Origin of the sequence: Synechococcus sp. Lug-A, from assembly GCF_024345655.1 — a bacterium.
In the GTDB taxonomy this organism is placed as follows: Bacteria; Cyanobacteriota; Cyanobacteriia; order PCC-6307; family Cyanobiaceae; genus MW101C3.
The window spans coordinates 96,061-113,960 of the sequence record NZ_JAGQBN010000012.1 but is presented as its reverse complement, the minus strand read 5'-3'; the positions used below and the strand labels follow the sequence as shown (position 1 = coordinate 113,960).

The window sequence follows — 17,900 nt, the reverse complement described above, 5'->3', positions numbered from 1 at the left end:
CTGGCACCAGCCAGAGGTGGTGTGGATCAACAGGCCGCCAGAAGAGCCGATGACAACTCGGCCAGTACCATTGGCTCAGGCCGGTTGAATATCAGCCTAGGAGTGACATCTTTCCTGAAAGTCACCGGGTAGAGAAACAACAGTGCCGCCAGCGCCTGGTTCTGGGTGGAGGCACTCACTTTCCGTTCCACCGCCAGATGGGCGAGGAAGGCATTCACCTCAGAGCTGCCCATTTCCCGGGGGTGTCGCAGGCCGTGGAAGCGCAGGAAGCGCCGCAGCCACTGCTCATAGGTGTTCACCGTGCGGCGGGCGTAGTGCCGCACCTGCAGCTCCTCGCGGTAGCGCTGGATCAAGCCTGCAGGGCGAGAGCCGGTCATTCGCTGGCCAGAGGACCACACCCCAAGGATTCCCGCGGCCGTCGATTTCCTCCCCCATGGGCCATGGCAGCCCACCCGGCCGCTCAAGCTCCAGACTGACCACTCCCGGCCGGCACCTCCACCCCTGAATCAGGAAACCCTGCTCTTTGAGCCCGCCGTGCCGGAGGTGGGGGCGCTGAAGGCGGTGCTGGCCTTTCCGAGCACCTATTCGGTGGGGATCACCAGCCTGGGCTACCAGGTGGTGTGGGCCAGCCTGGCCAGCCGCAGCGATGTGGATGTGCGGCGCCTGTTCACCGACCAGGGCGATCCGCCTCACCGCCAGCTTGATCTGTTCGGCCTCTCGCTCAGCTGGGAGCTCGATGGCCCCGTGCTGCTCGATCTGCTGGAGCAGCTGGGCATTCCGCTCTGGAGCCAGGAGCGGGGCGAGCGCGATCCGATCGTGTTCGGCGGCGGCCCGGTGCTCACCGCTAACCCCGAACCGCTGGCGCCCTTCTTCGATGTGGTGCTGCTGGGCGATGGCGAGCTGCTGCTTCCCGCCTTCATCGATGCCGTCCAGGCCCGGCGCCAGGCGCCGCGGGCCGAGCGGTTGCGGGCATTAGCGCAGATCCCGGGGATCTATGTGCCCGCGCTCTACGCCCCTCGCTACGGCGCAGCGGGGGAGCTGCTCGGCGTGGAGCCGATCGAGCCGGGCCTGCCGGCCACCATCGCCAAGCAGACCTGGCGCGGCAACACCCTCAGCCACTCCACCGTGATCACCCCGGAGGCGGCCTGGCCCTCCATCCACATGGTGGAAGTGGTGCGCAGCTGCCCGGAGCTGTGCCGCTTCTGCCTGGCCAGCTACCTCACCCTGCCCTTTCGCACCCCCTCCCTCGACGACGGCCTCATCCCCGCCGTGGAGAAGGGTCTGGCCGCCACCCAGCGGCTGGGCCTGCTGGGGGCCTCCGTCACCCAGCACCCGCAGTTCGCCGATCTGCTCACCTGGCTTGATGGCGATCGCTTCGAGGGCACTCGCGTGAGCGTCAGCTCGGTGCGGGCCGCCACCGTGACCCCCCAGCTGGGGCGGATCCTGGCCAAGCGGGGCAGCAAGTCGCTCACGATCGCGATCGAAAGCGGCAGCGAACGCATGCGCCGGGTGGTGAACAAGAAGCTCGCCACCGAGGAGATCTTCGCCGCCGCCCGCTACGCCAGAGAAGGCGGGCTCAGCGGCCTGAAGCTCTATGGCATGGCCGGCCTGCCCACGGAAGACGACGCCGACATCGAAGCCACCGCCGATCTGCTGCTCGCCATCAAGGCGGCCACGCCGGGCCTGCGGCTCAGCCTCGGCGTCAGCACCTTTGTGCCCAAGGCCCACACCCCCTTCCAGTGGGAAGGGGTGCGGCCGGAAGCGGAGAAGCGGCTCAAGCGGCTGGCCCGCCGCCTTCAGCCCAAGGGCATCGAGCTGCGGCCCGAGAGCTATGGCTGGAGCGTGATCCAGGCGTTGCTGTCCCGCAGCGACCGGCGCCTGGCGCCGGTGATCGCCGCCGTGCGCGGCCGTCATGGGCAACTGGGCGGCTGGAAGGCCGCCTATCGCGACGCGCTGGCCGCCGCACCCGCTGCGCTGCCGTCACCACCGCCCTGGCAGGAGGTGATCCACCAGCGCTGGCCCCATGAAAAGTTGTTGCCTTGGGAACATTTAGAGGGACCGCTCCCAAAGAGCCTCCTGCAGCGGCACCATGATGAAGCTCTTGAACCAGCCAAGGGCTGATCCCCCGGATTTCGAGCGATGGGCCACTCTCAAACGCCCTCTGGCCAAAGCAATCTGAGCCCATCCATCCCACGGGCGGCCTGGGATCTTGAGGCAGACACGACGACCCCGAGCGGACAAGCCGAAGGTCCGGACGGCCCGGTGCAACAACTGCTCGTCCAGTGGCGCCTCAACATCGACGCCGCCAGGCGCACGTCCATCCACCGGGAGCTGGGGGGAACAGTCCTGCGCTCCATCCATACCCTGCCCATGCAACAGGCCGGGGAGGGGGTTCTGGATGTGGTGCGGGCACCCGCGGATGCCCAGGCCAGGGAGCGACTGCTGCGGGGCTACGGCCAGCGATACGAAGTCTTGTTCGCTGAACAGGATGGGCGCGTTGGCATCCAGCAGGTCAGCAACGATCCCTCCCTCAGCACGCTCTGGGGCATGCAGAGCAGTGGCTTCGGCTCTGGCGCAGTCGGTGCCTGGGGGCGGGACATCACCGGGACCACCACCACGGTTGTGGGAATCGTCGACTCCGGCATCGATTACACCCACCCCGACCTCTACCTCAACATCTGGCTGAACCAGGGCGAGATCCAGGGCCTGAGCTTTTTCAGCTCACTGGTCGACACCGATGGCGACCAACTGATCAGTTTCCGCGACCTCAACAACGCCACCAACCGTTCCAATCCCGCCGCCGGGCTCACCGATTGGAATGGCAACGGCTACTTCGATGGCGGGGACATGCTTGACAGCCGCTCAGGCTGGGAAAACGGGGTAGACAACGACAGCAATGGCTACAGGGATGACCTGATCGGTTGGGACTTCGCCAACAACGACAACGACCCCTACGACGACAACAGCCACGGCACCCATGTGGCTGGAACCGTCGGGGCCATGGGCGGCAACGGCCTGGGCGTGGCAGGCGTGAACTGGCAGGTGCAGATGGTGCCTCTGAAGTTCCTCGCCCGCTCAGGCAACGGCAGCCTCAGCGATGCCGTGTTGGCGCTCGACTATTTCACCACCGCCAAGATCCAAGCGGGCCAACGGGGGGAAACAGGCCAGTTCGTGGGCACCAACAACTCATGGGGCGGCGGTGGCTATTCCCGGGCCCTCGAAAACGCGATTGATCGGGCCACCCAACAGGATCTGCTGTTCATCGCGGCAGCCGGTAACGGCGGCCTCGACGGCATCGGCGACGACAACGACCTGAATCCCAGCTACCCCTCCAATTACTCCAGCAGCAACGTGATCGCCGTGGCTGCGATCACCAGCACAGGCGCCCTGGCGAGATACTCGAACTTCGGGTCGGTGTCGGTGGATCTCGGGGCGGCTGGTTCCTCCGTCTTCTCCACCGTGCCCGGGGGGGGCTACGGCAACAAGAGCGGCACCTCGATGGCCTCGCCCCACGTCGCAGGAGCAGCGGCGCTGCTCAAGTCGGCGTTTCCCAGCGCCACCGCCGCCCAGATCAAGCGGGCCTTGCTCGAATCCGCTGCCCCCACAGCCTCTCTGGCCAACAAGACCGTGACCGGCGGCCGGCTCAACATCCCCGCCGCCCTCGACCGGCTGGGCGCGCTGGTGGTGGACCCAACCCTGCCGATGGTGTCGGTGGCAGCCAGCGGTGCTGCAGCGGCGGAAGCAGGCCAAGCGCCCGGCTCTTTCACCCTCACCCGCAGTGGCGGGACCCTCGGCCAGTCCCTGACGGTGAACTTCAGCCTTGGCGGCACGGCCACCGCGGCCGACTACACGCCCAGCCTGGGCAGCACCATCACCTTTGCCAGCAACCAGACGTCCGTCGTCCTCACCATCACGCCAGTGGACGACACGCTGGTGGAGGGGCCTGAAACCCTGGTCCTCAATCTTGCGCCCGGCTCCGCCTACGCGATCGGCACGGGCTCGGCCACCGTCACCATTGCCGACAACGACGCTGCGCCACCGCCCCCAACCAACCAGATCCTCTGGGGCACCACTGGCAACAACACCGTCACCGGCGGCAATGGCGACGATCGGATCGCCGGGGTTCCCTCCAGCGGCACCTCGGCCGCAGCCTTGGGCCGCAACCAGATTGACAGCCTCACCGGCGGCGGCGGCCGGGACACCTTTCTCCTGGCCGACAGCCGCGGCACCTTCTACAACGATGGCTCCCGCCTCTCCCAAGGCACTGAGGACTATGCCCTGATCAAGGACTTCAATGCCGCCGACGACAAGCTGCAGCTGCGCAGCGATTCCCAGTACCTCTACCGCTTCTCGGGAGGATCCACCGAGATCTTTCTGGGCAACGGCGATAACCGCTTCAGCAATGCCGATGAACTGATCGGGAAACTGGAAGGGGTCAATCTCGTACCAGGGACGGGCGCCTACATCCTTGGAACCGGCAACAGCTGGACGACCTTCATCTGACCAGACCTTCATCTGACGATCGGCCTCAACCGGATCGGGCCCGGATCGGGCATGGCGCTGAGGTGATCAGCCCTTGGTCAACGTCTGAGGGTCGGGATGATGCCTTTCGACTGTCCGCAACCCCGCCAGGAGTATCCACCCGGCAATATTGATGCGGCTGTCATACATCGGAATATCGGTGGCGTGAAGGACCACCAGCACCAGGGTTGCCGCCCACCAGGCCCGCTCGAACACCGGCTCCCTGGCAATCCCAAGCCGTGCCGCACGGATCAGAAGCCACAGCACGATCGCCACCACGCCCACGGCAGCCGGCAGGCCGTGGCTGACCGCCAGGTCAATCACCACGTTGTGGGGGTGGCCATGCCACTGGCCCGTACGCAGCGGGTAGATCACGCTGAAGGCCGCCGCGCCCCAGCCTAGCCAAGGCCGCTCGGCGATCAGCATCAGCGCCACGCCCCACTGGCTGAGCCGGGTGCTGGCCAGATTTCGCTCACCGGCGAACTTGACGTCATTCAGGCGGGCCCAGATCGCCTCAGGCACCAACGCGCGGGCGGGGGCCTGCAGCAACGCCGGCACGCCAGGCAGGCTGGCCAGGATGACGGGCAGCAGCAGCAGCAGCAAAAGCGGCAGCAGCCATGGCCAGCTGATCGGCCCGGCCACGATTGGGGCCGCCAGCACCAGGGCCCCCCAGGCATTGCGTGAATCGGTGAGATAGAGGGACGTAGCCAAAAGGGCAGCCAGACCGAGCGCCGCAGCGCGCCACTGCCAGCTCTGGCCTGCCTGCAGCAGTGCCGCCAGCGCGAAGGGCCAGGCCAGCGCCAGCCAGGCACCGGCGATGTTGGCGTAGTCGAACAGGCCGGAAAAACGCCCGTCAGGCGTGCCCCCCTCGCCGATGTGCCAGATGATCGCTCCACCCAGGATCTGGAACGGCCCGGACCAGCCCCACCACAGCTGGCCCAGGCCCGTAACGATCACCGGCACCGTGCCGGCCAGCAGCCAGAGCCCCACGCGGCGGCGGGCAGCGGCGCTGGCCACATACGGCTGAAAGCCCCAGAACGCCCAGAAGAAGGGCAGCCAATTTCCCATCCCCACCCAGGCAAGCCAGCCGCTGGTGGCGCGGAAGCAACCGATCACCATCAAGGCAGCCACCACCAGCAGCACCCGGTTGACCTTGTCCTGAAGGAACCGTCCGCGGCGGCTGGCGGCCACAAGCGCGACCAGCAGCAGCAGGCCAGCGATCAGGGCGCTACTGGGCAGCACGAAGACCCCAAGCTGGAAGCAACGCCAACCCAGGGGTGGCGCCGTCTCGGGACGGCAGCTGTCGAGGCGGCGGATCGGCTCCCGCATGATCAGGAGAACACCGCTGTGCGGCCGCGGTAGACCATCACCTGGCCACGCAGGTGCAGGCGTAACGCCCGGGCCAGCGCCAGCCGTTCAGTGTCGCGGCCTTTACGGATCAGATCGTCCACGTCGTCGCGGTGACTGACGGTGATCGTGGCCTGCTCAATGATCGGGCCGCCATCGAGCTCCTCGGTCACGTAGTGGGCGGTGGCTCCGATCAACTTGACCCCCCGCTCCCAGGCGCGGTGGTAGGGCTGGGCCCCCTGAAAAGCGGGCAGAAACGAATGGTGGATGTTGATCACCGGCGGCGCCCCCAGCAGGAAGGCTGGGCTCAGCACCTGCATGTACTTGGCCAGCACCACCAGGTCGATGTCCAGCTCGCTCAGCAGTTGCCGCTGGGCCTGCTCCACCTGCTCGCGGCTGCCGGCGCTGATCGGCAGATGCACGAAGCGGGCACCGAAATCGGCGGCGAGCAGCTCAAGATCCGGATGGTTTGACACCACCAGCGGCACCTGCATCGGCAGCTCTCCGGCCCGCGTGCGCCAGAGCAGATCCACCAGGCAATGGTCCTGCCGCCCCACGAAGATCGCCACGCGCGGGTGGCCGTCGGAGAAGCGCAGCGTGCCTTCCCCCCCCAGCCGCTCGGCAAGAGCAAGCGCGGCCGGGCCGATCGCCTCCCGCGGCAGGCCGAAGCCCTCCACCTCCCACTCCAGACGGCTGAGGAACAGGCCGGCACCGGCATCGGTGTGGTGATCGGCATGGCGGATGTTGCCGCCATTGGCAGCCACCCAGCCCGAAAGGGTGCTCACCAGCCCAGGACGGTCGGGGCAGATCACCTGAAGGATCGCCGTTGGAAGGGTCATCACCGCCAGGATTGCCAGGGTCATTGTGCCGCCCGCCCTGGAGGGCCGGTCCCACAACCTGGGCGGGTGGTGTTGATCAGAGCCACAGCGCTGCATGAACGGACGTAAAGTCCGCTCGCCTGTTCCCGTCGTCATGGTCGCTCAGCTGGTTTTCGCGCTTCGTTCCGCCCTGAAGCGCTTCGCCGTGCTCAGCCTTTCCGTGGTGCTCTGCCTGGGGCTGGCCGCCTGCGACGGGAATCAGGCCCGCAAGCCTCCCTCGATCAGCCCGGCGGACATGGCCGTGATCCAGCGCCAGGCCGCAGGCTTCCAGGCCGCCAAAGACCGGCTGCCGGAACTGGCGGAGCTGATCAACGAACGCAACTGGGTGTTCACCCGCAACCTGATCCACGGTCCGATGCAGGAAGTGGGTCGCGAGATGCTCTACATCAACCAGCGGCTTCTTCCCGCCGATCGTCCAGCCGCCACCAAGCTCGCCAACCAGCTGAAGGCCGCCCTGGCCGAACTCGATGAAGCCGCCAAACTCCAGGACGGCGAGCGGCTGCGCAAGGGCTACATCAAGGTGGCCAGCGGTTTCGGCGCCTACAGCGACGTGATCCCCGCCGATCCGCTCGGCTGAGCAAACAGCCCCTCTGACGGCTCCTCCGCCCCATCTCCCGCCACCCTCCACGCCCGCGTCCCGGGTGGTGGTGATCGGCGCCGGCATCATCGGCCTGGCTGCCGCCTGGTGGCTCCAACGCCTCGGCCATGCGGTGGTGCTGGTGGATCCAGCCCCCCACGGCCCCCAGCCCGAAGGCAGCGGCAGCAGCGCCGCGCTCGGAGTGCTGATGGGGGAGGTGTTCCACCGCAGCAGCGGCCGGGCCTGGCGGTTGCGGCAGCAATCGTTGCGGCTGTGGGAGCAGTGGCGCGCCGAGCTGGCCCTGGCCGGTCAGCCGGTGCCCCACCGGCCGGGCCTGCTGCTGCTGGCCGCCGACGCTCAGGAGCTGGCGCGCCTCGAAGCCCTCGCCCTGAGCCGCCAGGCCCTGGGCCTGGCCATGGAGCTGTGGCAGCAGCCAGCCCTGGAAGCCCTTCGCCCCGCCCTCCCGCACGGTGCCCTGGCGGGGCTGTTCTCCCCCCGCGACGGGCAGCTCGATCCCCTTGCCGCCATGGCCGCCTTCCGTCACGACGGACAGACGCGTGGCCTGGAGCTGCGGGCGGATCGGGTGGAGGCCCTGGAGCGCCGCAACGACTGCTGGCATGTGTCGCTGCAGGGTGGCGCTGGGCTGGAGGCCCCCTGGGTGCTGGTCGCCGCCGGCCTGGCCAGCCCGGCGCTGCTGGCGCCGCTCGGCCATGAGCGGCCGCTGGAGCCGGTGCTGGGCCAGGCCGCCGAGCTGGAGATCGGCCCTGAGCTCGCCGCTGCCTGGCCGGCGAGCGTGGTGTGGCGGGGCATCAACCTGGTGCCACGCCCGCAGCGGCGGCTATGGCTGGGCGCCACCCTGGAGCCCGGCCTCAGCGCCGATCCAGCCCGCTGGAGCGCCCTGCGCCAGCTGGAAGGCGCAGCACCGGAGTGGCTGGCGCAAGCGCGCGTGCAGCGCCACTGGCAGGGTCTGCGGGCCCGGCCGGCCGGGCGGCCGGCACCGTTGCTCGAGCAGCTGGAGCCGGGGCTGCTGCTGCTGTCCGGTCACTACCGCAATGGCGTGCTGCTGGCGCCAGCCAGCGCCGCCTGGGCTGCTGACGTGATCGCTACCGGAAACGGGAGCCTTACCTGTCGTTAACGTTGGCAACCGTGCCCTTGGATAGCTTCCGGGGGAAGCATTCCGCTCGCCCGTCGTCCCATGGCCTCCCCCACCCGATTGCACCGCCGTCCGTTCGCCCGCCTGGCGCTGCCGCTCGGCCTGGGCGCGGCGATGGCGCTCACGGCCTGCGGCGGCGGTAGCGGGGGCGGCGGGGGCGGCCAGCTCACCGGCACCCTCAACGGCGCCGGCGCCTCCTTTCCCTCCTCCATCTATCAGAGCTGGTTCCAGCAGCTGGCCTCCACCGGCTTGAAGGTGAACTACCAGTCGGTGGGCTCCGGCGCCGGAGTGCGCCAGTTCATCGCCGGCACGGTGGATTTCGGCGCCAGCGATGCGCCGATGGACGCTGAGGACCTCGCCAAGGTGAGCCGCGGCACCGTGCAGGTGCCGATGACGGCCGGCGCCATCGCCGTGGCCTACAACCTGCCCGGCTGCGAGCTCAAGCTCACCCAGGCCCAGGTGGCGGATGTGTTCCTCGGCAAGATCAAGAACTTCAAGGAGCTGGGCTGCGCTGATCAGCAGATCAACGTGGTGTATCGCTCGGACGGCTCCGGCACCACCTACAACTTCACCAACAGCCTGGCCGCCTTCAGCGAGGCCTGGAAGAGCGGCCCTGGAGCTGGCAAAGCGGTGGCCTGGCCGGTGGGCGTCGGCGCCAAGGGCAACGAGGGCGTGGCCGCCAACCTGGGCCAGAACCGCGGCAGCATCGGCTACGTGGAAACCTCTTTTGTGAAGGGCGATCTGCAGGCGGCCGCCGTTCAGAACAAGAACGGCGACTTCGCCAAGCCCGACAGCGAAAACGCCAGCAAGGCGCTGGCCGCCATCGATCTCGGGCCCGACCTGATCGGCAGCGATCCCAACCCCTCTGCCGGCTACCCGATCGTCACCTTCACCTGGATCCTGCTCTACAAAACCGGCAACGACGAGAAGGCCGAGATGCTCAAGAAGGTCTTCAACACCACCTTGTCGGAAGAGTTCCAGAGCAAGGCCCCCACGCTGGGCTACGTGAGCCTGCCGGCTGAGGTGATCACCAAGGCCAAGGCCGCCGTCGACAGCATCGGCAAGTAATCCCCGGCACACCGTCCACGGCCAGCTTCAGGCCCCGGCCTGCGCCAACGGCTTCCCAGCCCGGATTCCTGCCATAACCGGATTCCGGCCCCTGAAGAGCAAAAAAAAGCCCTCCCTGCGGAGGGCTTTTCTGCTGAGACGTGAGGGCCGGCGGCAGGCCCGAAGGCCTGCCCGCCGCTCACTTGCTCTCGGTGAACTCGGCGTCGATCACGTCGTCGGCGGCAGCACCGGAGGCGGAGGCACCATTGCCGGCCGCTCCGTTGGCCGCCGCCGCTTCAGCGGCACCGGCCTGCTGATACACAGAGGCGCCCAGGGCATAGAGCTCCTGTTGCAGCTCTTCGAGCAGGCTCTTCATGGCGGTGAAGTCTTCCTTCTCGACCGCTTCCTTGAGCTGCACCCGCTTGGCTTCCACCTTGTCCTTGGCGTCGGCGGCCACCTTGTCGCCCAGTTCGCCGAGCTGCTTCTCGGCCTGATACACGAGGGTTTCGGCCTGGTTCTTCAGGTCGATGCGCTCGCGCTTCTCCTTGTCGGCCGTGGCATTCAGCTCGGCGTCCTTCACCATCTTCTCCACCTCGTTGTCGCTGAGGGTGGAGGCGCCGGTGATGGAGATGCTCTGCTCCTTGCCGCTGCCCTTGTCCTTGGCGGTCACGCTGAGGATGCCGTTGGCGTCGATGTCGAAGGTGACTTCGATCTGGGGCACGCCGCGGGGGGCCGGAGGAATGCCGTCGAGACGGAAGGTTCCCAGGCTCTTGTTGTCGGACGCGAGCTCGCGCTCACCCTGCAGCACGTGGATCTCCACGTTGGTCTGGCCATCCACCGCGGTGGAATACACCTCCGACTTCTTGGTGGGGATGGTGGTGTTGCGGGTGATCATCTTGGTCATCACGCCGCCCAGGGTTTCCACACCCAGCGACAGCGGGGTGACGTCGAGCAGAAGGATGTCCTTCACTTCACCGGCCAGCACGCCGCCCTGGATGGCGGCGCCCACGGCCACCACTTCGTCGGGGTTCACCGTCTGGTTGGGGTCCTTGCCGGTGACCCGCTTGACCAGTTCCAGCACCGCGGGGATGCGGGTGGAACCCCCCACCATCACCACCTCATCCAGCTCGCTGCTGGCGAGTTTGGCGTCCTTGAGGGCCTGCTCCACCGGCACCCGGCAGCGATCGATCAGCTTGCTGGCCAGCTCCTCGAACTTCGCCCGGGTGAGCGTGACATCCAGGTGCTTGGGGCCTTCCGGCGTGGCCGTGATGAACGGCAGGTTGATCTCGCTCTGGGTGGCGCTGGAGAGCTCGATCTTGGCCTTCTCGGCCGCTTCGGTGAGGCGCTGCAGGGCCTGCTTGTCCTGGCGCAGGTCGATGCCTTCGTTGGCCTTGAAGGAATCCGCCAGGAAGTCGACGATCACCTTGTCGAAGTCGTCGCCACCCAGGTGGGTGTCGCCACTGGTGGAGAGCACCTCAAACACGCCATCGCCCACTTCGAGCACGGACACGTCGAAGGTGCCGCCGCCGAGGTCGAACACCAGGATGCGCTCGTTGCTCTTGCGATCCAGGCCATAGGCCAAGGCCGCCGCGGTGGGCTCGTTGATGATGCGCAGCACTTCGAGGCCGGCGATCTTGCCGGCATCCTTGGTGGCCTGGCGTTGGGAGTCGTTGAAGTAGGCGGGCACCGTGATCACCGCCTGGGTGACGGTTTCACCGAGGTACTTGCCGGCGTCTTCCGCCAGCTTGCGCAGCACCTGGGCCGACACTTCCTCCGGGGCGAACTGCTTGTTCAGCACCGGGCACTTGACCTTCACATTGGCGCCCACCTTTTCGACGCCGTAGCTCACTTCCTTCGATTCTTCGTTCACTTCCTCGACCCGGCGGCCGATGAAGCGCTTGACCGAATAGAAGGTGTTTTCAGGGTTCATCACCGCCTGGCGCTTGGCGATCTGCCCCACCAGCTGGTCCTGGTTCTTCGTGTACGCCACCACCGAAGGCGTGGTGCGGAAGCCTTCAGCGTTGGCAATCACCGTGGGCTTGCCGCCCTCCATGACCGCCACGCAGCTGTTCGTCGTGCCCAGATCAATCCCAACAACCTTGCCCATGGTGTCCCACCTCCTCTGATCGGATCGTGTTCTTACCGCTGCATCCTCAGCAACAGGGGCCTGGCGAGGCGAGGGGTGGTTTCCGAACTGCAGCCGTACCACTGGCTCTTCTGTGGTGCAGCCGGGCCCGTGGGGAGGGCGCAGCTGATGGTGCTTCCCATGGCGCCGCCGCTGGGCCACCGATGATGCCGCAGAGGCCCCGGAGGCCTCCGCTGCCGCTGGTGGCACCGCCGCAAGCCCCCTATGACCCACACCATCACCGGCCAGACCGCCCTGCTGGGCGTGCTCGGCGATCCGGTGCGCCATTCGCTCTCGCCGGTGATGCACAACGCCGCCCTGCGGGCACTCGGCCTTGACTGGATCTATCTGGCCCTGCCGGTGGCTGCCGCCGACCTGGCCACGGTGGTGCGCGGCCTGGAAGCCGTCGACTGCCGCGGCCTCAACGTCACCCTGCCCCACAAGCAGGCCGTGGCCGCCCTGGCGGCGGAACTCAGCCCCCTGGCCCGCCGGGTCGGGGCCGTCAACACCCTGGTGCGCCGCGAGGCGGGCGGCTGGCTGGGCACGAACACCGATGTGGACGGCTTTCTGGCACCCCTGCGACAGGCGGCGGCGGGCGGCAGGGCCGGCGGCTGGAGCGGGCGGCGCGCCGTATTGCTGGGTTGCGGCGGCAGTGCCCGCGCCGTGGTGGCCGGTCTCACCGAGCTGGGTCTGGGGCGCATCACCGTGGCCGCCCGCGACCACGGGCGCCTGGCGGCCTTCCAGGCGAGCTGCGGTGACTGGGCGCCGGCCCTGGACAGCTGGCTCTGGAGCGCACCCGCTGGAGGTGGGGACGGCAACGCCGCCCCTGCTGGCCCCAGCCTGGCGCAACGCCTCAACGAGGCGGATCTGGTGGTGAACAGCACGCCGGTGGGCATGGGCGCGCCCGCCCGCGCTTCGGCAGCCATGGACGCCGCCCGTTCCCCCCTGACGGCAGCCGAGCTGGAAGCACTGCGCCCCGGCACGCTCATCTACGACCTCATCTACACGCCTCGCCCTACCCCGCTGCTGCAGGACGCCGCCGCCCGGGGCTGCCACACCCAAGACGGCCTGGAGATGCTCGTGCAGCAGGGGGCAGCCGCCCTGCTGCTCTGGCTCCAGGCGGCCGGCCAGGCGCTGCCGGTGCCCGTCGACGCCATGCGCGAAGCGGCCACAGCGTGGCTGGCGGCACCTACCGTGGGCGGACCCGGCCCCGGCTGATGGACATCCCCATCTGGCAACGTTTTCTGGCCGTTCTGGCCTACCTGCTGCCCTGGAGCGACGCCCTTCCCTTCGGCAGGGACCTGTTCGGCCTCTTTCCACTGCTGCAGTGGCTGGCCGTTCCGGCGCTGCCGCTGGCCACCCTCCAGCAACTCGTTCCCTTCGGCGGGTTCGTGATCTTCCTGGTGCTGTTTCTGGCGGTGGTGCGCAACCCGCGGGTTCCGTACTTCATCCGCTTCAACGTGCTGCAGGCGATCCTGATCGACATCGTGCTGATCCTGGTCTCGCTCACCTTCCAGATCCTGTTGAGCCCCCTGGCGGGCAGCTTCGCCGTGCGCACCCTCAGCAACACGGTCTTCCTCGGCACGTTGCTGCTGGTGCTGTTCTCCGTGATCCAGTGCGTCCGCGGCAAGGAACCCGACATCCCCACCGTGTCAGAGGCGGTGCGCATCCAGCTCTACTGAGGCGCCGCTGAAGCCCCGGTCAGCCCGGCGGGTAGGGTGGTAAGTCCGTCGCTGGTCGCCAAGAGGCTGCCGGCCTCATCCGAGCCCGTCACGGAGCTTTCACTCCCGCCATGTCGCAGAAGCCTTACTACGAAACGATGTACATCCTTCGTCCGGACATCCCGGAGGAAGAGGTGGAGACGCATGTCAACAAATACCGTGACATCGTCACCGAAGCCGGTGCCGAAGTGCTCGACACCCAGATGCGCGGCAAGCGGCGTCTGGCCTACACGATCGCCAAGCATCGCGAAGGCATCTACGTGCAGCTCAACCACAACGGCGATGGCCAGCAGGTGGCCCTGCTGGAGCGGGCGATGCGTCTCAGCGAAGACGTGATCCGTTACCTCACCGTCAAGCAGGACGGCCCGATGCCAGCCCCCCGCGCCGGTGGCGCAGCGGCGCCCGCCGAAGCCGAGGCTGCCATCGCTGTCGCCTCCTGACCCTGGGCCTTCACCGGCTGCTCCAGATCCGGGGACACAACACCGGGGTCGCAACGACTGCTGCAGTCGCGGCGGTCCCGGATAGCCTGAGTCCCATCTTGTCCCCCGTTCTGGACGTTGCCCGAACACGTCCCCTCCGACCGGTTCGGGTCTGACGACCCGACTGCCCCTCAGGCCAATGGCAGTGATCCGGAAACCCTTGAGGTTGATCTTCAAGCCACGCGGCTTGAGTTGCAGTCCAGCCAGATGCAGCTCCAGTCGGCCCACCTGCGTCTGAGCCGTACCCAGCAGGAGCTGGAGCAGGCGCGCCGTCACCAAGCGGAACTGGAATCTCTGGTTTCCGAGTTGCCTGAGATCTTCGAGCGCAAGTTCAAGGAACGCTGCGAGCCGATCCTGGAGCGCCAGAGGTTGCTGACGGAGGAGAACCAGTCGTTGCGGCAAACGCTCCAGCACGCGCTGCCTGGCCTCAACCCCCAGCAACGCATCTTGATGCCCGCTCCCGCGCCTGCCGCCGCACCGGGTCCGCCACCACCACCCACACCACCGTCCAGGGAGCGGCCCACCCAGCCGCGCACGCCGCTGCAGCCGCTGCACTGGTTGAAGAGCTCCCTGAGCGCCGCACCCCGTCTGCCGCAAACCCGGCACCAACTGCTGCTGATCGCCGGCGCGGTGGGCCTGCTCTCGCTCGGAGGCACCCTCGGATGGCATCAACTGCGGCAATCCCCCGCTTCCGCTCCCTCGGTGAACACCACTGCGTCAGTGGCGGAAGCGCAAGGGCAGGCCAAGAGCGGCAATGGCACCAGTGCCGCCACCCCCAATCCCGACGCTGTCGGGCCCAACGAAGTGGCCCTGCGCAGCAACGAGGACAACTGGGTGGAGGTGCGCAACGGCGCCGGTACCTACCTATTCGCGGGCTTGCTGAAAGGGGAGAAGCGATTTGCGCTCAGTGAGGGGCTGCAGGTGTTCGCCGGCCGTCCCGACCTGCTCACGATTCGACGCGCTGATGGCCCAGCCCGCCTGCTGGGGCGCATCAGTGACGTCGCCTGGGTCACCATCCAGCCTGGAGCCAGCGGCCGTGGCTCCGGGCCTGAAGCCGAAGCAACCCCCACCACGTCTCCGGCCATCGCGACTCCCAGCCCCTGAACTAACGCCGCCTCGCGGCGGCCCACAGGCGCGTGGGCAGGCCCCACATGTAGATGAACCCCTCAGCCGCCCGGTGATCGAAGCGATCGTCGGCACCGTAGGTGGCCATGTCGGGCATGTAGAGGCTTTCGCTGGAGGAGCGGCCGATCACGGTGGCATTCCCCTTGTGGAGCCGGATCCGCACCGTGCCGCTGACGGTCAGCTGGGTGCGGTCGAGGAAGCCGTCGAGCGCCTCCTTGAGCGGGCCGAACCAGAGGCCCTGGTACACAAGATCAGACCAGCTGGTTTCGATCTGGCGCTTGTAGCGCAGCACATCGGCGGCCAGGGTGAGGCTTTCGAGTTCCTGGTGGGCCTTGATCAGCAGCAGCAGGCCGGGGGTTTCATAGATCTCCCGCGACTTGATCCCCACCACCCGGTTCTCGATCATGTCGAGACGGCCGAAGCCATGGCTGCCGGCAAGGGCGTTGGCGCGGCGCACCAGCGCCACCGGATCAAGCCGTTCGCCGTTGATCGCCACCGGATTGCCCTGCTCGAAGCTGATCTCCACCACCTCGGGCTGCTCCGGCGCTGCGCTCACCGAGCAGGTCATGGCGTAAATCTCTTCGGGGGGCTCAACCCAGGGATCCTCCAGCGGGCCGGCCTCGATGCTGCGGCCCAGCAGGTTCAGGTCGATCGAAAAAGGTGAGGCCTTGCTCACCGGCACCGGGATGCCGCAACGCTCCCCATAGGCGATCGTTTCTTCGCGGCTCATGCCCCACTCGCGCGCCGGAGCGAGCACCTTGAGCTCGGGCGCCAGGGCCCCGATCGCCACGTCGAAACGCACCTGGTCGTTGCCCTTGCCAGTGCAGCCATGGGCCACGGCATCGGCGCCCACCTCACGGGCTACCTCCACCAGGCGACGGGCGATCAGCGGGCGGGCCAGGGCGGTGGAGAGGGGATAGCGGCCTTCGTAGAGGGCGTTGGCGCGGATGGCGGGAAAGGCGAAGTCGGTGATGAACGGCTCGATCAGATCACCCACGATCGACTGGCTGGCGCCGGAGTCGAGCGCCTTGCGGCGGATCGGCTCGAGCTCATCGCCCTGGCCGAGATCGGCCGCGAAGGTGATCACCTCCTCCACGCCGAATTCGTTCAGGAGATAAGGAATGCAGACGCTCGTATCCACCCCGCCGGAGTAGGCGAGCACCACCCGTTTCGCCCGGGACGTCCGTTCCTCCTGTGTCATTCGCTCAGTGCCTCGCTCGGATCCGGTTGCTGGATTCTCCCCCAGCGGCGGGCGATCCAGAACCCCATCAGCAGCGGGGGCAGCAGCAGCAGAGCCCAGACGATCGCCGGCGTGGGCGTCAGCGCCACCGGCCAGCGGCGGCCGGCGGCCACCAGCAGGCCACTGAGCAGCAGGGCAACGGCCCATACCCGCAGAATCCCGACCGCCTTGGATGCCGACAAGAAAACGGGGCAGAGGCCTGATCTATGGTGGTGGATCGGCGAACCGGGCGCAGCGTTGGCTTTCCCAGCCTGAACATCCCCGCTGATCAGCATTCATGAGCACCCTCGACAGCGTCAATCCCTCCCTCACCCGCTACGGGCGGGAAGAGCCGGCACCGGTGCTCCCCCTGCGGGACGAACCGGACCTGCTGAGCTGGCTGGAAACCAGCGGCCGGCTGGTGGTGGATGAGGAAACCGCCGCTCCTGATGTGAGCACGGTGGAAGAGGAGGAGCTTTCCGCCCTGATGGGCGAGAAAGAGGATTACAGCCCCGCCGACGAAGCGAGCGACGAAAGCTGGGAAGACTGACCCTTCCCCTCCCATCCGTCCGGTTACGAGGAACGGGCCTGAACGGCCGCCATCGCCCCTGATCCTTGGCCTCCACCTCCCCGCTCTCCGCTCCCGGCCGGCTGCGTTCTCCCGCCAGCGCCCTCACCCTGCTGCTCGTGGCGGCGGCCTTGGGCTGCGATCTCTGGTTCCGGGTGTCCCAGCTCACGCTGCCGCTGCTGCTGGCGGCGCTGGTGAGCTGGGCGCTGTGTGTGTGGGGGGTGCCGCGGCTGCGGGCCCTGAAAGTCGGCCAGGTGATCCGGGAAGACGGCCCCCAAGGCCACCTCAGCAAGGCCGGCACCCCCACGATGGGCGGTCTGCTGGTGGTGCCGGTGGGGGTGATCGTGGGCGGGCTGATCGCTCCGACCGATGAGCGCCTGCTGGCGGTGGCCGCCATCACCCTCGCCTTCCTGGCGATCGGCGGCTTCGACGACTGGCGCAGCCTCACCCGCCGCACCAACACCGGCCTGACCCCGAAGGGGAAGCTGGTGCTGCAGGCGCTGGCGGCGCTGCTGTTCCTGGCCTGGGGCAGCTGGCGTGGCTGGTTCGGCGGCGATGTGGGCCTGCCGTTCGGCTGGGTGCTGCCGCTGGGCCTGCTGCTGCTGCCGCTGGGTCTGTTCGTGTTCCTGGCCGAAAGCAACGCCACCAACCTCACCGATGGCCTCGACGGCCTGGCGGCAGGCTGCGGCGCCGTGGTGTTCACCGGCTTCGCCCTGGAGCTGATGCTGCGTGGCCACAGCGGCGACCCCGCCATGGCCGGATTCTGCGCGGCGATGGCGGGCGCCTGGCTGGGCTTCCTGGGCCACAACCGCCACCCCGCCCGGGTGTTCATGGGCGACACCGGCTCACTGGCGATGGGGGCGGCGCTCACGGCGGTGGCCCTGCTCACCGACAGCCTCTGGCCCCTGCTGGTGATGGGCGGGGTGTTCGTGGCCGAGTCCCTGTCGGTGATCCTGCAGGTGTGGGTGTTCAAAGCCACCAAGGGGCCTGATGGGCAGGGCAGGCGGCTGTTCCGCATGGCGCCGCTGCACCACCATTTCGAGCTGGCGGGCAACCCGGAACAGCGGGTCGTGGTGGGGTTCTGGCTCGCGAGCGTGGCCTTGGTGCTGCTCGGCCTGCTGCTGCTGCCCTGAGCCTCGA

Annotated in this window: 17 protein-coding genes; 11 read left to right on the top strand and 6 right to left on the bottom strand. The window is 67.9% G+C overall.

The genetic code is table 11. From position 1 onward, the window contains the following. Nucleotides 1-26 precede the first annotated feature (26 nt). Nucleotides 27-377, bottom strand: a complete 351-nt coding sequence (locus tag KBY86_RS10515; RefSeq protein ID WP_255141047.1) for a phage integrase N-terminal SAM-like domain-containing protein — start codon at nt 375-377, stop codon at nt 27-29. A gap of 184 nt (nt 378-561) precedes the next feature. On the opposite strand from KBY86_RS10515, the gene KBY86_RS10510 reads away from it, so the two are divergent. Both KBY86_RS10510 and KBY86_RS10505 read left to right on the top strand, forming a co-directional pair. Next, entirely contained in the window at nt 562-2,121 is a 1,560-nt protein-coding gene (locus KBY86_RS10510; protein WP_255141051.1) for a radical SAM protein, read from the top strand. Between the two features lie 141 nt (nt 2,122-2,262). Continuing rightward, complete coding sequence (locus tag KBY86_RS10505) at nt 2,263-4,503, top strand: S8 family serine peptidase (protein ID WP_255141046.1); 2,241 nt, start codon at nt 2,263-2,265, stop codon at nt 4,501-4,503. Nucleotides 4,504-4,569: 66 nt separating this feature from the next. Here KBY86_RS10505 and KBY86_RS10500 read toward each other — a convergent pair whose 3' ends face one another. Both KBY86_RS10500 and purU read right to left on the bottom strand, forming a co-directional pair. Then, a complete protein-coding gene (locus tag KBY86_RS10500; protein WP_255141045.1) occupies nt 4,570-5,850 on the bottom strand; it encodes an O-antigen ligase in 1,281 nt (426 codons plus the stop codon). Between the two features lie 2 nt (nt 5,851-5,852). Beyond that, nucleotides 5,853-6,707: a formyltetrahydrofolate deformylase gene (purU, locus tag KBY86_RS10495; protein ID WP_094511547.1), complete on the bottom strand. Its 855-nt coding sequence runs from the start codon at nt 6,705-6,707 to the stop codon at nt 5,853-5,855. 133 nt (nt 6,708-6,840) lie between these two features. Here purU and psbQ point away from each other — a divergent pair, with 133 nt between their 5' ends. The 3 genes from psbQ (at nt 6,841) to pstS (ending at nt 9,544) form a co-directional block, all read left to right on the top strand. Next, the gene (gene psbQ / locus KBY86_RS10490) at nt 6,841-7,323 is read left to right on the top strand and encodes a photosystem II protein PsbQ (protein ID WP_094511216.1); all 483 of its coding nucleotides are present in this window, start codon (nt 6,841-6,843) and stop codon (nt 7,321-7,323) included. 64 nt (nt 7,324-7,387) lie between these two features. Continuing rightward, nucleotides 7,388-8,458 (top strand): FAD-binding oxidoreductase, encoded by a 1,071-nt coding sequence (locus KBY86_RS10485; RefSeq protein ID WP_255141044.1) that lies wholly within the window; start codon nt 7,388-7,390, stop codon nt 8,456-8,458. Between the two features lie 60 nt (nt 8,459-8,518). Continuing rightward, nucleotides 8,519-9,544 carry a phosphate ABC transporter substrate-binding protein PstS gene (pstS, locus tag KBY86_RS10480; RefSeq protein WP_255141043.1) on the top strand — a complete coding sequence of 342 codons (1,026 nt, stop codon included), beginning with the start codon at nt 8,519-8,521 and terminating at the stop codon, nt 9,542-9,544. Between the two features lie 178 nt (nt 9,545-9,722). Here pstS and dnaK read toward each other — a convergent pair whose 3' ends face one another. Then, nucleotides 9,723-11,630: a molecular chaperone DnaK gene (dnaK, locus tag KBY86_RS10475; RefSeq protein ID WP_094511214.1), complete on the bottom strand. Its 1,908-nt coding sequence runs from the start codon at nt 11,628-11,630 to the stop codon at nt 9,723-9,725. Nucleotides 11,631-11,873: 243 nt separating this feature from the next. Between dnaK and KBY86_RS10470 the strand changes: the two genes are divergently transcribed. The 4 genes from KBY86_RS10470 to KBY86_RS10455 all read left to right on the top strand — a co-directional run bounded on the left by KBY86_RS10470 (nt 11,874) and on the right by KBY86_RS10455 (nt 14,952). After that, a complete protein-coding gene (locus KBY86_RS10470) occupies nt 11,874-12,866 on the top strand; it encodes a shikimate dehydrogenase (RefSeq protein WP_255141042.1) in 993 nt (330 codons plus the stop codon). Next, a complete protein-coding gene (locus KBY86_RS10465; RefSeq protein ID WP_094511541.1) occupies nt 12,866-13,330 on the top strand; it encodes a Tic20 family protein in 465 nt (154 codons plus the stop codon). The genes KBY86_RS10470 and KBY86_RS10465 overlap by 1 nt, the downstream gene beginning before the upstream one ends. A gap of 110 nt (nt 13,331-13,440) precedes the next feature. Next, on the top strand, nt 13,441-13,809 hold the full coding sequence (gene rpsF, locus KBY86_RS10460; RefSeq protein WP_094511212.1) for a 30S ribosomal protein S6: 369 nt from the start codon (nt 13,441-13,443) through the stop codon (nt 13,807-13,809). A 117-nt stretch (nt 13,810-13,926) separates the two neighbouring features. Continuing rightward, the gene (locus tag KBY86_RS10455; protein WP_255100451.1) at nt 13,927-14,952 is read left to right on the top strand and encodes a RodZ domain-containing protein; all 1,026 of its coding nucleotides are present in this window, start codon (nt 13,927-13,929) and stop codon (nt 14,950-14,952) included. A gap of 1 nt (nt 14,953) precedes the next feature. Here KBY86_RS10455 and KBY86_RS10450 read toward each other — a convergent pair whose 3' ends face one another. Both KBY86_RS10450 and KBY86_RS10445 read right to left on the bottom strand, forming a co-directional pair. After that, a complete protein-coding gene (locus KBY86_RS10450; RefSeq protein WP_094511210.1) occupies nt 14,954-16,174 on the bottom strand; it encodes an argininosuccinate synthase in 1,221 nt (406 codons plus the stop codon). Then, a complete protein-coding gene (locus tag KBY86_RS10445; protein ID WP_144036949.1) occupies nt 16,171-16,395 on the bottom strand; it encodes a hypothetical protein in 225 nt (74 codons plus the stop codon). The genes KBY86_RS10450 and KBY86_RS10445 overlap by 4 nt, the downstream gene beginning before the upstream one ends. A gap of 95 nt (nt 16,396-16,490) precedes the next feature. Here KBY86_RS10445 and KBY86_RS10440 point away from each other — a divergent pair, with 95 nt between their 5' ends. Next, nucleotides 16,491-16,742 carry a DUF3134 domain-containing protein gene (locus KBY86_RS10440; protein ID WP_094511208.1) on the top strand — a complete coding sequence of 84 codons (252 nt, stop codon included), beginning with the start codon at nt 16,491-16,493 and terminating at the stop codon, nt 16,740-16,742. 65 nt (nt 16,743-16,807) lie between these two features. Beyond that, on the top strand, nt 16,808-17,893 hold the full coding sequence (mraY, locus tag KBY86_RS10435) for a phospho-N-acetylmuramoyl-pentapeptide-transferase (protein WP_255141041.1): 1,086 nt from the start codon (nt 16,808-16,810) through the stop codon (nt 17,891-17,893). The last annotated feature ends 7 nt before the right edge of the window (nt 17,894-17,900 follow it).

Bases quoted from the DNA above. Each gene is read 5' to 3' on its own strand.
- KBY86_RS10515 (WP_255141047.1), bottom strand. From the start codon at position 377: ATGACCGGCTCTCGCCCTGCAGGCTTGATCCAGCGCTACCGCGAGGAG.
- KBY86_RS10500 (WP_255141045.1), bottom strand. From the start codon at position 5,850: ATGCGGGAGCCGATCCGCCGCCTCGACAGCTGCCGTCCCGAGACGGCG.
- purU (WP_094511547.1), bottom strand. From the start codon at position 6,707: ATGACCCTTCCAACGGCGATCCTTCAGGTGATCTGCCCCGACCGTCCT.
- psbQ (WP_094511216.1), top strand. From the start codon at position 6,841: ATGGTCGCTCAGCTGGTTTTCGCGCTTCGTTCCGCCCTGAAGCGCTTC.
- pstS (WP_255141043.1), top strand. From the start codon at position 8,519: ATGGCCTCCCCCACCCGATTGCACCGCCGTCCGTTCGCCCGCCTGGCG.
- dnaK (WP_094511214.1), bottom strand. From the start codon at position 11,630: ATGGGCAAGGTTGTTGGGATTGATCTGGGCACGACGAACAGCTGCGTG.
- KBY86_RS10470 (WP_255141042.1), top strand. From the start codon at position 11,874: ATGACCCACACCATCACCGGCCAGACCGCCCTGCTGGGCGTGCTCGGC.
- KBY86_RS10465 (WP_094511541.1), top strand. From the start codon at position 12,866: ATGGACATCCCCATCTGGCAACGTTTTCTGGCCGTTCTGGCCTACCTG.
- rpsF (WP_094511212.1), top strand. From the start codon at position 13,441: ATGTCGCAGAAGCCTTACTACGAAACGATGTACATCCTTCGTCCGGAC.
- KBY86_RS10450 (WP_094511210.1), bottom strand. From the start codon at position 16,174: ATGACACAGGAGGAACGGACGTCCCGGGCGAAACGGGTGGTGCTCGCC.
- KBY86_RS10440 (WP_094511208.1), top strand. From the start codon at position 16,491: ATGAGCACCCTCGACAGCGTCAATCCCTCCCTCACCCGCTACGGGCGG.